Origin of the sequence: Halomarina halobia (assembly GCF_029338575.1) — an archaeon.
GTDB lineage: Archaea > Halobacteriota > Halobacteria > Halobacteriales > Haloarculaceae > Halomarina > Halomarina halobia.
Genome location: NZ_CP119992.1, coordinates 2,341,105 through 2,354,566, shown reverse-complemented (window position 1 = coordinate 2,354,566; position 13,462 = coordinate 2,341,105). Strand labels below are relative to the sequence as shown.

16 protein-coding genes are annotated in these 13,462 nt (G+C 73.6%); 3 read left to right on the top strand and 13 right to left on the bottom strand.

The window, feature by feature from the left end; genetic code table 11:
* Positions 1 to 108: 108 nt before the first annotated feature.
* Entirely contained in the window at positions 109 to 831 is a 723-nt protein-coding gene (locus P1K31_RS12445) for a DUF2270 domain-containing protein (protein WP_276303643.1), read from the top strand.
* On the opposite strand, the gene P1K31_RS12440 is transcribed toward P1K31_RS12445, so the two are convergent.
* On the bottom strand, positions 828 to 2,165 hold the full coding sequence (locus P1K31_RS12440; protein WP_276303642.1) for a cobyrinic acid a,c-diamide synthase: 1,338 nt from the start codon (positions 2,163 to 2,165) through the stop codon (positions 828 to 830). The two genes, P1K31_RS12445 and P1K31_RS12440, sit on opposite strands and share 4 nt — an antisense overlap.
* A 122-nt stretch (positions 2,166 to 2,287) precedes the next feature.
* On the opposite strand from P1K31_RS12440, the gene P1K31_RS12435 reads away from it, so the two are divergent.
* On the top strand, positions 2,288 to 3,091 hold the full coding sequence (locus P1K31_RS12435; RefSeq protein WP_276303641.1) for a DUF7839 domain-containing protein: 804 nt from the start codon (positions 2,288 to 2,290) through the stop codon (positions 3,089 to 3,091).
* Positions 3,092 to 3,126: 35 nt separating this feature from the next.
* Here the strand turns inward: P1K31_RS12435 and P1K31_RS12430 are convergent, their stop codons facing one another.
* Both P1K31_RS12430 and P1K31_RS12425 read right to left on the bottom strand, forming a co-directional pair.
* Positions 3,127 to 3,774 (bottom strand): DUF7342 family protein, encoded by a 648-nt coding sequence (locus P1K31_RS12430; RefSeq protein WP_379801551.1) that lies wholly within the window; start codon positions 3,772 to 3,774, stop codon positions 3,127 to 3,129.
* 99 nt (positions 3,775 to 3,873) lie between these two features.
* The gene (locus tag P1K31_RS12425; RefSeq protein ID WP_276303639.1) at positions 3,874 to 4,155 is read right to left on the bottom strand and encodes a hypothetical protein; all 282 of its coding nucleotides are present in this window, start codon (positions 4,153 to 4,155) and stop codon (positions 3,874 to 3,876) included.
* Positions 4,156 to 4,561: 406 nt separating this feature from the next.
* Between P1K31_RS12425 and P1K31_RS12420 the strand changes: the two genes are divergently transcribed.
* Complete coding sequence (locus tag P1K31_RS12420) at positions 4,562 to 5,479, top strand: alpha/beta hydrolase (protein ID WP_276303638.1); 918 nt, start codon at positions 4,562 to 4,564, stop codon at positions 5,477 to 5,479.
* A gap of 13 nt (positions 5,480 to 5,492) precedes the next feature.
* Here P1K31_RS12420 and P1K31_RS12415 read toward each other — a convergent pair whose 3' ends face one another.
* The 10 genes from P1K31_RS12415 to P1K31_RS12370 form a co-directional block, all read right to left on the bottom strand.
* Positions 5,493 to 5,960 (bottom strand): hypothetical protein, encoded by a 468-nt coding sequence (locus tag P1K31_RS12415; protein WP_276303637.1) that lies wholly within the window; start codon positions 5,958 to 5,960, stop codon positions 5,493 to 5,495.
* A complete protein-coding gene (locus P1K31_RS12410; RefSeq protein ID WP_276303636.1) occupies positions 5,957 to 6,493 on the bottom strand; it encodes a DUF7342 family protein in 537 nt (178 codons plus the stop codon). The genes P1K31_RS12415 and P1K31_RS12410 overlap by 4 nt, the downstream gene beginning before the upstream one ends.
* Positions 6,494 to 6,691: 198 nt before the next feature.
* Positions 6,692 to 7,585, bottom strand: a complete 894-nt coding sequence (locus P1K31_RS12405) for an ABC transporter substrate-binding protein (protein ID WP_276303635.1) — start codon at positions 7,583 to 7,585, stop codon at positions 6,692 to 6,694.
* Between the two features lie 145 nt (positions 7,586 to 7,730).
* Positions 7,731 to 8,486, bottom strand: a complete 756-nt coding sequence (locus tag P1K31_RS12400) for an adenosylcobinamide amidohydrolase (protein ID WP_276303634.1) — start codon at positions 8,484 to 8,486, stop codon at positions 7,731 to 7,733.
* The gene (locus P1K31_RS12395; RefSeq protein WP_276303633.1) at positions 8,473 to 9,492 is read right to left on the bottom strand and encodes an aminotransferase class I/II-fold pyridoxal phosphate-dependent enzyme; all 1,020 of its coding nucleotides are present in this window, start codon (positions 9,490 to 9,492) and stop codon (positions 8,473 to 8,475) included. The genes P1K31_RS12400 and P1K31_RS12395 overlap by 14 nt, the downstream gene beginning before the upstream one ends.
* Positions 9,482 to 10,540, bottom strand: a complete 1,059-nt coding sequence (locus tag P1K31_RS12390; protein ID WP_276303632.1) for a nicotinate-nucleotide--dimethylbenzimidazole phosphoribosyltransferase — start codon at positions 10,538 to 10,540, stop codon at positions 9,482 to 9,484. The genes P1K31_RS12395 and P1K31_RS12390 overlap by 11 nt, the downstream gene beginning before the upstream one ends.
* A complete protein-coding gene (locus P1K31_RS12385) occupies positions 10,531 to 11,085 on the bottom strand; it encodes an NTP transferase domain-containing protein (protein ID WP_276305744.1) in 555 nt (184 codons plus the stop codon). The genes P1K31_RS12390 and P1K31_RS12385 overlap by 10 nt, the downstream gene beginning before the upstream one ends.
* Entirely contained in the window at positions 11,085 to 11,843 is a 759-nt protein-coding gene (gene cobS, locus P1K31_RS12380) for an adenosylcobinamide-GDP ribazoletransferase (protein WP_276303631.1), read from the bottom strand. The genes P1K31_RS12385 and cobS overlap by 1 nt, the downstream gene beginning before the upstream one ends.
* Complete coding sequence (cbiB, locus tag P1K31_RS12375) at positions 11,834 to 12,769, bottom strand: adenosylcobinamide-phosphate synthase CbiB (RefSeq protein ID WP_276303630.1); 936 nt, start codon at positions 12,767 to 12,769, stop codon at positions 11,834 to 11,836. Before cbiB ends, cobS begins: the two co-directional genes overlap by 10 nt.
* Positions 12,770 to 13,390, bottom strand: a complete 621-nt coding sequence (locus P1K31_RS12370) for an HAD family hydrolase (protein WP_276303629.1) — start codon at positions 13,388 to 13,390, stop codon at positions 12,770 to 12,772.
* Positions 13,391 to 13,462 lie beyond the last annotated feature (72 nt).

The following is a 13,462-nucleotide window of genomic DNA, read 5'->3' as shown; positions in this document are numbered from 1 at the left end:
GGTACCGTCGGCCGCCGGTCGCGACGATTTATAGGGTCGTCATATCCGGGCAGTGCCGCTTTGCGGACGAATCGCCAACGACGATCGAGGATCGACGACGGAGAGACGATGGCCCGACACGACGACACCGACTCCGAGTTCGACCCGACCGGGGAGCGAGAGCGCAGCGTGGGCGAGGGGTTGTTCGACGAGACGATGAGCCCCGGGTCGGCGTTCGCCCACCTCTACCGCGGCGAGATCCACCGCATGAAGTTCTGGCGCGAGCGCCTCGACCGCACGACCAACTGGGCGGTCACGATCATGGCCGCCATCCTCACGTGGGCGTTCAGCAGCCCCGACCGACCTCACTACATCATCCTCGTCGGCGTGGCCGCGGTGACGATGTTCCTCGTCATCGAGGCGCGCCGGTACCGCGGCTACGACATCTGGCGATCGCGGGTGCGCCTGCTCCAGGAGAACGTCTTCGCCAACGCGCTCGACCCGAGTTCGGGCGTCGAGGACCGCCAGTGGCGGCGCGAGCTGAGCGAGGACTACCGCCGCCCCGTCGCGAAGATCGGCAGGGAGGAGGCGATCGTCCACCGCCTCCGGCGGATCTACCTCCCGCTGCTCTCGCTGCTCCTCCTCGCGTGGCTCCTCCGCGTCGCCGTCCTCACGCCCGACGCCGAGTGGCCGGCGAGCGCCGCGGTCGGGGCGATATCGGGACTGCTCGTGACCGCCGCGGTCGCCCTGTTCTACGCGCTGCTCGCGTTCGTCGCGTTCCGGCCCCGACAGTGGCACGCGATGGGCGAACTCCGTCGGCAGGACGTCGGCGCGTGGGAGGACGAGGACTAGAGCGACTCGACGAAGCGGTCGAACGCGCCGCTCTCGGCGTGGACGTGCGCGTACGTGCCGAGCGTCCGGTACTCGAGGAGGCCGTCGCGCTCGCCGTCGATCCCCCGGCCGCGCGCCACGTCGAACGCGAAGCGGGCGTCGCCCGCGGGGCGCGCCTCGGAGTAGTGGAACTCGTGACCGCGCAGCGTCTCGCCCGCCCGCGCGGTGGGTGCGTCCCGCCGCGCGAGGAGTTCGACGTGATCCAGCGCCCGATAGCGGTCGCACATCCGCACGTCCGCCGGGAGGACGCCGGCCATCTCGTGGGTCTCGCCGTCCGCTTCGAGCGTCTCCGCGAGCGCCATCAACCCCCCGCACTCCCCGAAGACGGGGAGCCCCTCCGGCGCGCGCTCCCGGATCGTCTCGAGCGCGGGACTCTCCGAGAGGGCGGCGGCGTGGCGCTCGGGATAGCCGCCGGGGAGGTACACCCCGTCACACTCGGGGAGGTCGTCGCCGGCGGTCGGCGCGAACGTCTCGACGACCGCTCGCTCGCGCAGGCGCTCGACCGTCGCCGGGTAGAGAAAGCGGAAGGCGTCGTCGCGGGCGACGGCGACGCGCGCGCCGGTCTGCGGCCCCTTCTCTCGCGGTTCGGGGCGGGGCGGCGCGCGCGCCAGTTCGCGCACGCGCTCCGCGTCGAGGTGCTCCGCGGCGGCCGACAGCGCCTCCCGGTCGAGCGGTGCCTCGTCGCCCATGTGGAGGCCGAGGTGGCGGTCGGGGATCTCGAGGTCCTCGCGCGGCGGGAGCCGCCCGAGGTACGCGATGTCGGCGGGCAGCGCCTCGCGGATCCCCCGCTCGTGGCGGCCGCCGTGCGCGCGCTGGGCGATCAATCCCACCACGTCCACGTCGATCCCGGCGTGCGCCGCGTACTCGCGGAAGCCGAGCGCCGTCGCGGCCACGCTCTCCATCCCCGCGCTCGCGTCGACGACGAGCACGACCGGCAGGTCGAGGAGCGCCGCGACCCGCGCCGTGCTCACGTCCCCGTCGTAGAGTCCCATCATCCCCTCGACGACGCAGACGGGGGTCGATCCCGCGCTCCGGGCGGACGAGCGCGACCCACAGGCGTCTGCCGCGCCGCGGTAGTAGTTGCGACGCATCCCCTCCTCGCCCTCGAGCCACGGATCGAGCGTCCGCGAGGGGCGGCCGGCGACCGCGGCGTGGTGGCTCGGATCGATGAAGTCCGGGCCGGCCTTCGCGGGCTGAACCTCGTACCCGGCGGCCGAGAGCGCGCGCAGCGTCGCGAGCGTGGCGACCGTCTTCCCCACGCCGGAACTCGTCCCGGCGACGACGATACCGTCCATACCGGGGGTTCGCGCCGGGGGGTAAGGAGGCTACGGCCGGGGGCGAAAGGTAAGTTGGGGTCGGGGGAAAGTGCGCTGGGATATCTGACAAACTACTTGCGCGGGGGGACACAAAGGGAGGTATGACAGACGGCGACCGCGACGTCTCGGTCCTGCGGAACAAGCGGGACGCCTCGCGCTACCAGATCCTCGTCGCCATCGCCGCCCGCCAGCCGGCGGTGAGCCAGCAGGAGATCGCCGACGCCGTCGGCGTCACCGCGCAGGCGGTGAGCGAGTACGTCCGCGACCTCGTCGACGCCGAGTACGTCGAGAAGCACGGCCGGGGACGCTACGAGGTGACGAAGGAGGGCGTCGACTGGCTCATCTCCCGGACCGAGGACCTGCGGGACTACACGGAGTTCGTCACCGAGGAGGTGATCGGCCAGGTCGAATCCGAGACGGCGATCGCCGACGACGCCGTCAGAACGGGCGATCGCGTCACGCTCTCGATGCGCGACGGGACGCTCCACGCGATCCCCGGCGGGACGGACGGCGCGCTAGCCGTCGCCATCACCGACGCCGAGGAGGGCGAGGACGTCGGCGTCGCGGAGTTCGAGGGACTGCTCGACTACCGACCGGGACGGGTGACCGTCGTCGTCCTCCCCGGCGTCCGCGAGGGGGGTAGCCGCGCGATCGACGCGGACCGCCTCGCCGCCCTCGCCGCCGACCACGATCTCGTCGCCGTCGCGGGGACGGAGGCGCTCGCGGCCGTGAGGCGGGCGGGGCGCGAACCCGACGTGCGCTTCGGAACCGCACTCGGGGTGCAGGAGGCCGCCGTGCGTGGGCTGTCGGTCCTGCTGGTGCTCACGGCGCGCGAGCGCTCCGCGCACACCGACCGCCTGCGCGAGCACAACGTGAGCTACGAACTGGTGGACGCGAGGGAGTGAACGGCGGACGACTGACCGCGCCCCGTCGTCCGGCGCTACTCCTCGCCGGCGTCCCACCGCTGTGCAACCCGCCGTTCCACCGCCGCGAGTACCGTAGACAGGACGTCGAGCGGGTGGATCGACCCCAACGAGAGGCCCTCGACGCTCGTTCCGTCGGGCGGTCGATGAAAGTGAAGCCGAGGGTCGTGCGAGTGGGGGTGGCGATCCCACCGACAGGTCAAGCGCGCGCCGTTCGCCGCCGTCTCGACGTACTGGACGGAGAAGTCGCCGCTCGTGAACCACCGAACGTCGAGCCGAGCGGCCTCGACCGTCGGCGGGTACCGCGCGGCGTCGAGTCGCCCGACGCGCTCTACGATCTCGTCGATCGAGAGGTCGGCGGCGATTCGGCTGGCCTCCTGCCACTCCAGGTAGGCGTCGTTGCGCTCGTAGCGCACCGGGCGACTCCCGCGATCGGCCCGGACGATTCCCATGTCCGCGAGGCGGTCGAGGTGCTTCTTCGCCGCGTTCGGCGAGCACTCGGCGCGCTCGGCGATGCGGGGAGACGGCGTCGGTTCCGAGATTCCGAGGACGACGTCGTACACTCGCCCGACCGTGTCGGTCCGATCGCGCCAGCGACGACGGACCGCGTCGACGGCGTCCTGCGGAGGCGCGGGGTCAGGGTCGCCAGCGCCGCGACCGACGATAGTGAATCGGCCGCGGGCGAGGCGTTCCGGCAGGAGTCGAACCTGCGTATGGGTTCCCGACCGGCGGGCGGAACGCGCGACCCGAGTTCGCGAGCGAGGTCACGCCTCCGCCTCCACCGTCGCCTCCGCCTCGATGACGCCGAAGCCCGCTTCGAGGTCGGCGGCCTCCGCGTCGGCGACGAGCACGACCTCCGCGCGGAGGTCGACGCGGATGTCCGTCGCCGTGGGGCGAAAGCCGCGGACGTCGAGCGATTCGACGCGTTCGATCGCCGCTACGCCTTCGAGGACGCTCCGCGCGCCGCCGGCGAGATCGCCGGCGGCACCGCGGGGCACCCAGAGCCTGACGGCCACCGACGTGGCCGCGAGTTCATGCAGGGGCATGAGGCGTCCGCCGGGGGTCGAACCCGGAGCGTGGCCGCTCCACGCGGACGCGGCCCACTGGACGAGTCGCGGGGACTCGCGTCCGCTCGCGAAGAGTGGCGTCGGGGAGAACGCTGGCGCACTCGGTCCCACCCGACACCGTACGGACGGGGCGTCGCCGTCCGGTTACGCGAGACGGGTGGACCGAGTGCAGCGGTGCTTCGCCGCGCCGACCACATACCCCCCGCTGACCGGGATGGCGAGCGTCGGGATGTGGTTGAACGCGGTCATGTGCGAGCACCGGCGCCCTGAGTCGGGCGCGTGGCACGTCCTCTCGTATCGGCGGCACCCCCTTAGTCGTTGTGCAGGACTGACACGAAGTGTCACACCCCGGCGCTTTTCGTCGTCCGGCGCGGTGTCACGGCACGTGGACCCGATCGCACACACCGTCGAGGCCCGCGACGGCCTCGCGCTGAACCTCTGGGAACGGACCGCCGCGGACGCCGAGGAGGCCGTCCTCTACGTCCACGGGAGCATCACCTGCTCGCGGGCGCTGTTCGACCCGCCCGTGACCGGCGACGACTCCCACTCGTGGCTGGCCGCGACGGCCGATTCGGGTCGGACGGCGTTCGCCCTCGACGTGCGGGGGTACGGCGACTCCGAGCGCCCGCCCGAACTGGAGGAGCCACCGGGGGAAAACGGTCCGCCCGTGCGCGCCGACCTCGCGGCGAACGACATCGCCGACGCCTACGCGGTCGTCCGCGAGGAGTACGACGCGGTCCACCTCGTCGGCGTCTCCTGGGGAACGAACACCTGCGGGCGGTTCGTCGAGCGCGACGCGCCCGACGCGCGCTCGCTGACGCAGGTCGCGCCGGTCTACAACGTCCCCTACGACGTGGAGGAGGGCCTCGCCGCGCTCGGCGTCGATCCCGACTTCGGCGCGTACTACTACCAGGAGTACGAGACGGTGAAGGAGCGCCAGGGGGAGGCCGACGAGCTGTTCGAGGCGATCTGGCGGACGCAGGTGGAGTCGAACCAGGGCGTCGACGAGGACCGCTACCTCGCCCAGACCGGGGCGCTCGCGGACTACTACGACTGCGGGCGGGGCGAGCCGCCGTACGACGCGGCGAACGTCGAGGTGCCGACGCTCGTGATCCGGGGGAGCGCGGACGCCATCTCGGTGCGCGAGGACGCGACGACGCTCTACGACGAGTTGGGAAGTCCGGACGACGAGGCCGAGTACCACGAACTCGCGGGCGCGGACCACTACGTCATGCACGGCCACCGCCGGCGGGCGCTGTACGACGTGGCGGGGGCGTTTCAGGATCGGGTCGGACGGATCTGATCGGTATCGAGGGTCACAGACGATCGGTGAGTCGATCGAGAACGGCCCAGAGTGTTCGTGACGGCGTCTCTCCACCGAAGGTAGCCGTCTCGTACTCGTAGCCGTCGGGCGCATCACGCTCTTGATAGTGTGTCTTCCCTTCGACGTGTGGATTCGGTTCGCGATGCCAACCGCAGTCGAAGCCCGTACTGTCGCTGTAATGAAACGCGAATCCCGGGTCGTCGGGTGCAGGCCACCACGCAACGCGAAGCGTCGCACGCTCGGCACCGCGACCGAGTGCCGTAGGGTCGAGATCGGCGTGGAGTTCGCGGAATTTTCCGTCCGGAACGCCGCGTGCTCGCTGTACGGCCGGATGCCGTTCGAGCTCGCGTCGCAATTCACGGAGGATACGGTGGCGTTCCTGGCCGAGATCGCGCGTCGAATCTCGACCGTCGTCTGCGACTGCGGCGACGGCCTCGCGCCCCGATACTGGCTGGCTCATACCGGCGCTAGGCGCGCAGTGAACTCGGCGTAGCGTTCGAGCGCATCTTCGATGAGAGAGAGGCGGTACCGGGCGTGCTCCCAGTCGCTCACGACGCGCCGACGCTCGCAGGCTTCCTCTGCGGACACATCTCCGGCGGCCACGCCGCCGCGGACGTCGTCCGGCACTACCGCATCGTACTCGTCCTGCCACCGTTCGATGTCGACTTTGAGGTCCACGGCGAGGCTGGTGAGTTCGTCTCGGTCGTGTTCATCGACGAGCGACCGTAACTCCCGAGTACGCACGTATACTGGATCCGGATAGTACGTCGTCGCATCGCCGTCGGTATCGGCGGTGAGCACGTTCAACTCGGCGAGTCGGGTGAGGTGGCGACGTGCGGTGTTCTCCGCGACGAAGGCCTCCTCGGCGACCCACGATGCGGTGTGAGGCTCAGACACGGTGAGCGCGACGCTCTGTACGCGGTCGAACGCGGTAGTGTGCTCCTTCCACGTCGTAGCGCCGCGCGAGTCGTCCGCGGAGCCACTCGTTCCCATCTCTGGATATCAGCACCCCAAGTAGATAATCGTTCTCCCACCTCAAATTATTGACCGCCATGGGCGGAGCCTCGGACCCCCTCCGCATGCTCGTGGTAGTACGCGAGCGCCGAGTACATCTCGCCCAGCTAAAGGTCGAGTCGGCCAGAGCGGACGGATTTCGGGCTGAACGCCCGCCACGGGGTCTCTCTCGGTCCGCTATCCGCGCCAATCGGTCGGGACGTACTGTCGGAAGTTCGGCTCCGGGGCGGGGCCGAGGGGACGGAACGCTCGCTCGCCACCCACTCGGAAGCCACCGATGCGCGACTGACCGGGACCGGTGAGATAGCCGACGTACGCCATTGCGAGCGGATACGCCACGTCGTGTCGGGCAGGGTTAACGGGAATGATCGCGTACTCGTTTCGAAGCAGTCGCGGCGGATCGTCGATGCCGTGGTCGACGTGGGCCGCAAGGACGCCCTCGTCGCTCACCGTGAGGAAGGTCCCGCGGTCGGTCAGCGTGTACGCCCCCGCCTGTCCGGCGGCGACGAGCGTGTCACCCATCCCCTGGCCGGTCTCCCGGTACCACGACCCCGAGGGGTCGACACCCGCTTCGTCCCACAATCGGCGCTCGCGGAGGTGCGTCCCCGAGCGGTCGCCCCGCGATAGGAACGTCGCCTCCGCCCCGGCGATGCCGCGGAACGCCGCTACCGGGGTCCGTCCGGACACGCCCGCTGGGTCGTCTGTCGGGCCAACTATCAGGAAGTCGTTGACCATGACCGTCCGTCGATTGATACCGTATCCGCTCCGGAGGAACTCGTCCTCCAGGGGACGGGCGTGGACGAGGACGGCGTCGCAGTCGCCGTCACGGGCGATCCGAAGGGCGGCGCCGGTCCCGCGCGCGACCGTCTTCACCGACGCACCGGAGGTCTCCTCGAACCCCGGAGTGAGTGCCCCGAGCAGGCCACTGTCGTGTGCGGTCGTGGCGGTCGCGAGCGTCAACGTCCCCTCGGTCGCCGTTGCCTCCCTGACCGAAGTGGAACCGCCGGTGCACCCGGCAACCGACAGCACACCGCCGAGACCGAGCACCTGGAGGCACCTCCGTCGGTCCATACGATGAGTAACTCATTCCGGTTACAAATCAGTTCTGTAGTAACCTAGCATGGTTCCCCGGCGTTCGAACGGCTCGCCGGACGGAGAAGGCGACCGGTAGACGGAGCGGGCGGAGCGGACGGCGACCTGACGCCGTGGCGTGTCTTCACTCCAGTTCGAAGACCGCGGCCCGCTCGTCGGTCACGACGCCGTACTCCGCCGCCGCGACCGTCCCCGGCAGTTCCCAGCCGTCCTCCGCGTAGCGCGACGCGAGGCTCGCCCGGACGGCCTCCCTGACACACGCCCGCGCCGCGCCGCCGACCGCGGTGGCGCTGCCGGCGAACGGGTCGGGATCGTCGCCCGGCGGACAGCCGACCGCCGCGGCGTCCGTCGTCGTCCCCGGAAAGCCCGTCTCGGCGAGCAGCGCGGCCGTCTTCGCCTCGACGACCACCCCCAGCAGCGACGCGAGCGCCCCGTCGGTCAGGGGCGTCTCCGCGCCGAGGAGGACGTTCACCGTCCCCGGCGGCTCGTCGGCGGGCGAGGCGTCCGACGAGGCGTCCGGCGGGTCGATCGGGGCCGCCCGGACGGTCGCCTCCGCCGTCCTCCGCGGCTCCATCGGGAGCGCCGCGGGGTTCGAGACGCCCGCCGTGGCGAGACAGACGACCCCGCCGAGTCGCGCCCCGCGGGCGTGGCGGGCGTCGACGCCGGTGAAGAGCGTCGGACCGGGGGCGTCGAACCCCGCCCGCTCGCGGCGCGATCGGCCGTACTCGTCGAGGTCCACCTCGGGCCATCCCTCGGGGACGCCGACGTTGTACGCCGCCCGCGCCCCGCGGAAGCCCCCGCGCCACCCCGAGGAGAGCCACCGGACCCGTCGGTCCGCCCGCAGGCGACACACCCCCTCGCTCGCGTCAGTCGAGTACACCGTCCACCTCCGCGAGCGCGTCGAGCAGGCGGTCGGTCGCTCCCTCCGTCCGCACCGCGACGCGGACGTGCGAGTCGAGCCCCCGGAACGTGGTCGCGTCCCGGAGGGCGATCCCGCGCTCGCGGAGGGCGGCGAGCAACGGCGCGGGGTCGCTCCCGACGTCGCACAGCAGGAAGGGGGCGTCGGAGGGGGACACCTCGAAGTGCCGCGCGAGCCCCTCGCGGAGGCGCTCGCGCTCGCGGGCGACCCGGCGGCGCGTCTCGCGGACGAAGGCCTCCTCGCGCATGCAGCGCGCGCCGACGCGCGCGGCGGGCGTCCCGAGCGCCCACGCCGGAACGGCCGTCCGCAGGCGCTCCCCGAGGCGGCCGTCGGCGACGGCGAACCCCGCGCGGAGGCCGGGCAGGCCGAACACCTTCGTCAGCGACCGGGCGACGATCACCCCGTCGGCCCCCGCGAGCGACGGGCGGTCCGTGAAGTCGAGGAACGCCTCGTCCGCGAGGAGCGGCGTCCCCGCCGCGCGACAGCGGTCGAGGAAGGCGTCGAGGCGGTCGGGATCGGGGAGGTCGCCGGTCGGGTTGTTCGGCGCGCAGATGACGGCGAGCGCGCGCCCGTCGGGGTCGGCGTCGAGGAGGTCCGCGTGCGGGACGAACTCGGGGACGCCCCCCTGCAGGCGCACCTCGCGGGCGTACTCGCCGAAGGAGGGGTACGGGACGAGCGCCGAGTCGCCCGGCGCGACCGTCACGCCGACCGCGAGGCGGATCGCCGCGAGGCCGCCCGGCGTCGGCACGACCCGCCCGGGATCGCACCCCACGTAGTCGGCCGCCGCCCGCCGGAACGCGGGGTAGTCGTCGCGGGGGTAGGTCCGGGACGCGTCGAACGCCCGGTCGTACGCCGCGCGCGCGCCGTCGGGGGCGAACGGGTTGCAGTTGGCGCTCAGGTCGAGGTCGACCGAATCGTCGCTCCCGTGGGGCACGCGGTCGACGGCGTCGACGCTATCAGCGTCCATCGTCGGTCCCCGCGTCCGTCGCGCCGGGTGCGGGTGCGTCCTCACCCGCGTCCGCGCCAGCGCCCGCGAGCAGGCGGTCGTAGACGATCCGGATCCGGTCGCGGACCGCGGGGAGCGCGCCGCGCTCGGCCGCGAGCGCCAGCGCCCCGCCCATCCCGACGCCCTCCTTGCCGACGCCCGCCAGGTAGTGGCGCGTCGCGACGTGTTCGTCGGTGAATCCCGGATCGGTGATCGTCGGGTCGAGGTCGAGCGCGGCGCAGGCCCCGCGGAGGTCGGGCGTCGAGTCCGCGACGAAGGAGGTGGTGGCGAGTTCGAGCGGCCCGTCCGCGAACGCTCTACAGACGGCGGCCGCCGCGAGCATCTGCGTTCCGCCGCCGAGGACGACCTCGGTCCCCGAATCGAGCGCGCCCACGGCGAGGCCGGCCACGCCGGCGAGGACGGGATCGCCCATCGCCCGGACGGCGAGCAGCGGGTCGTCCGCGGCGTCGCCCGGCTCCAGCCCCGAGGCGTCGAGCCCCGAGGCGACCACCTCGCGCTTCAGTTCGAGGGGGTTCTCGGGGAGCGAGGAGGAGACGCCCGCGTCGTAGCCGAGCGCGGTGAGCGTCCCGAGGGCGGTGGTCGTCCCGCCGGGGATCGTCTCCGCGAGGACGAGCGGTCCCGGCAGGGAGCGACCGAGGCGGCGCGCGCGGTCGAAGATCCCGTCGGCGTCGGGGACGGCCTCCGGGGCGCGCACGTCGCGCCCCGGTTCCGCCCCGAGCGGGACGACCGGCGCGCCCGTCGGCGCGGCGAGCCCCGCGTCCACGACGGTGGCGTCGAAGCCGAGCACCTCGCGGGCGGCGCGGGTCATCACCGCGGGCGTCGGACAGCCCTCCGGGCTGACCGGCGTCGGGTGGGTCGTCCCGTCCGGGGCGGCGACGGGCGCGCCGTAGGTCAGGATCTCGGCGTCGGCGCTCGGCGTGTGACGCATGAGCGCGGGGTGCGCCCCGGCGGCGCTGATCCCCTCGACGGCGGCGACCTCGGTCGCCCCGGCGACGAGGACTAGTCGCATCGCTCCTCCGCGATTCGGACGTCTCTCGGACGGTTCACGTTGACGGCGAGTCGGTCGTTTTCGGTGATCATGATGGAGTCTGGGTCGGCGGCGACGACGTTGCAGCCGGTCGGGGCGAGTTCGCGCCCCTCGTGCTCGAACGCGGTATCGACGCTCGCGCCGAGGGCGCGCTTCAGCGACGCGGGGACGCAGACGGCGAGTGACCCGCGCTCGGCGGCCGCGTCGAGCACGGCGTCGAGCGTCGGCCCGTCGAGCAGCGGGAGGTCCGCAACGACGGTGAGGACGGGCGGCTCGACCCGCGAGTCCGCGAGCGCGCGGTCGAGATCGGCCACGTAGCCCTCGCCGGGCGTCTCGATCGACGGGAGGTCGAGGCGCTCGCGGGCGACGCGGGCGGTCTCGGGGGCGTGCGGAGAGGTGACGGCGTAGGTCGCCTCGACGCGCGAGTCGGCGCAGGCGGCGGCGACGCGCGCGACCATCGGTTCGCCGCAGACCTCGGCGAGGGGTTTCTCGCCGCGGCCGAGGCGCGTACCCCGCCCGCCGCACATCAGGAGAGCGTCCACAGGATCACCCCCACGTGGAGCGCGCAGACGCGCCCCACCTCGTTCGCCGCGCCGAAGACGTCGCCGTTCGCGCCGCCGAGCGCCCGTCGCGCCCACCAGAGGACGGCGAGTCCGCCCGCGAGGCCGGCGAGGACGGCCCCCGCCGCGGCGATGGAGGGGCCGGTCAGCGCCAGCGCGGGGACGGCGGCGACGGCAGGCCCGACGAACTGGGCGGCGTCGGCGCGGCGGGTGAATCCCGCTCCGAGACCGTCGTGGGTCGCCTCGCCAAGGCAGGCGACGGCCGCCATCGAGAGCTTCGCGCCCACCTCCGCGGCGATCACGACGCCCGCGAGCGCGAGCGGCGGGAGCGCCGCGAGCGCGAGGCCCGCCAGCGCGAGGCCGACGAGGAGCGTCCCGAGCGCGAGAAGCGCCCCGACGCCGACGGTCGTGTCCTTCATGACGGCGCGGCGCTCCGCCGGGGAGCCGTGGACCGCCGCCGCGTCCCCGAGGTCGGCGACGCCGTCGGCGTGGTTCACCCCCGTCACGAGCGCGAGCGCGACGAGCAGGGCGAACGCGACCGTCGGCGCGGGGAGCGAGAGCGCGCCGGCGAGCGCGACGGGGAGCGCCGCGAGCGCGCCGATGGGGTACGCCGCGAGCACGAACGCGACGGGCGCGCGCCGGAAGGCCTCCCACGCCGCCTCGGTGCGGCCGACGGGGAGCCGCGAGAGGAAACCGAGCGCGCCCGACAGCGCGGTCAGGACCACCCGATCACCCCCGGGAGCGCGGGGAGGGCGAGCGCGAGCGCCGACACCGCGAACGCCAGGCGCGCGGCCCGGTCCGCGACGCGGATCCCCCGCTCGGCGGCGGCCCGCGAGGGGAGCGGGGCGTCGGGGTTGAGTGCGTAGACGCCCGGCTTCTCGAGGCGCGCGCCGGTCGCCGCGGCGAGCGTCCCCATCGGCCACCCGGAGTTGGGCGAGGGGACGCCCGGAAGCCACGGCCGCGCGGCCGCGAGCGCCGCGGGCGAGCGCGCCGACAGCGCGAGCAGGAGCGCGCTCGCGCGGGCGGGAAGCCACATGACCGCGTCGTCCAGACGGGCGCTCGCGGTGCCGACCCGTTTCGAGCGGTAGCCGAGCATCGAGTCGAGGGTGTTCACCGCCTTCACCCACGCGGCGGCTCCCGCGCCGAGGGCCGGACCGCCGACGAGCGACCCCGCGACGAACGCGAGCAGCGGCGCGACGAGCCCGTCGGCGAGGTTCTCGGCGGCGCTCTCGACGGCGGCGCTCCGGACCTGCTCGGCGGAGAGGGTAGTCGAATCGCGACCCGCCAGCGCGCGCAGTTCGCGCCGCGCGCGCGGCAGGTCGGTGGCGGACGCGGCGACCACCTCGCGGGCGACGTCGACGAGCATCCTGCGGCTGGTCGCGGAGAAGAGGGCGAGGGCCGCGAGGAGCGCCCCCGCGAGCGGATCGAGCGCGGACGCGGCACGCACTGCGCCCCACGCCGCGCCCGCGGCGAGCAGCGGGAGCGCGGCGGCGACGCACCCGCCGACGAGCCGCGGGCGTGCCCACTCGCGGTCGAAGGGGGCGACGAGACGGCCGAACCGGGCGACGGGGTGGAGGCGCGCCGGCGGCTCCGCGAGGAGCGCGTCGAGCGCCCAGGCGAACAGGACCGCGCCGGCGGCCGCGAGCGACATCTACCCCCCCTCCAGCCAGTCGGGAAACTCGGTCAGCGGTACGTCGGCCACGTCGAGAAAGCGCCCGCCGACGGCCTCGACGCCGGCGTCCGTCCGGGGGTCGTCCCCGACGTGGAGCAGCGAGTCGGGGGGGACGTCGAGCGTCCGGGCGGTCGCCTCGAAGATCCGGGCGTCGGGCTTGCGCCAGCCGCAGGCGACGCTCGTCACGACGGCGTCGAACAGCGCCCGGTCCACGTCGGCGCGGACGAGCGCGCGAGCGGCGAGTTCCGGGACGCTGCAGTTGGAGCAGACGGCGATCGGGCCGCGGGCGGCCGCGGCGGCGACCGCCCCGGGCGCGCCCGGTACCGTCTCCACGTCGGGGTCGAAGGCGGCGACGACCGCGCGGCGGGCGGCGTTCGCGGGGGCGTCCACCCCCCGACTGCGGAGGGCCGCCGCGACGTGCGCGGGGAGGGGGACCTCCGCGCCCCCCGGCGCGTCGACGTGCGGCTCGCGGTAGGCCGCCCCCCAGTCGTCGGGGACGGCGACGCCGCGGGCGGTCAGCTCGTCGGCCACGGCGCGGGCGGGGTCGCCGGGCGTCGTCGCCCGGACGAGCGTTCCGAAGAGGTCGAACGTGATCGCCACTGCCGTGTGATTATCCCAACCTGACTTGAACGCCGCGGTCCGGAGCGAGACGTACCCGGCGAAAACAGTTTA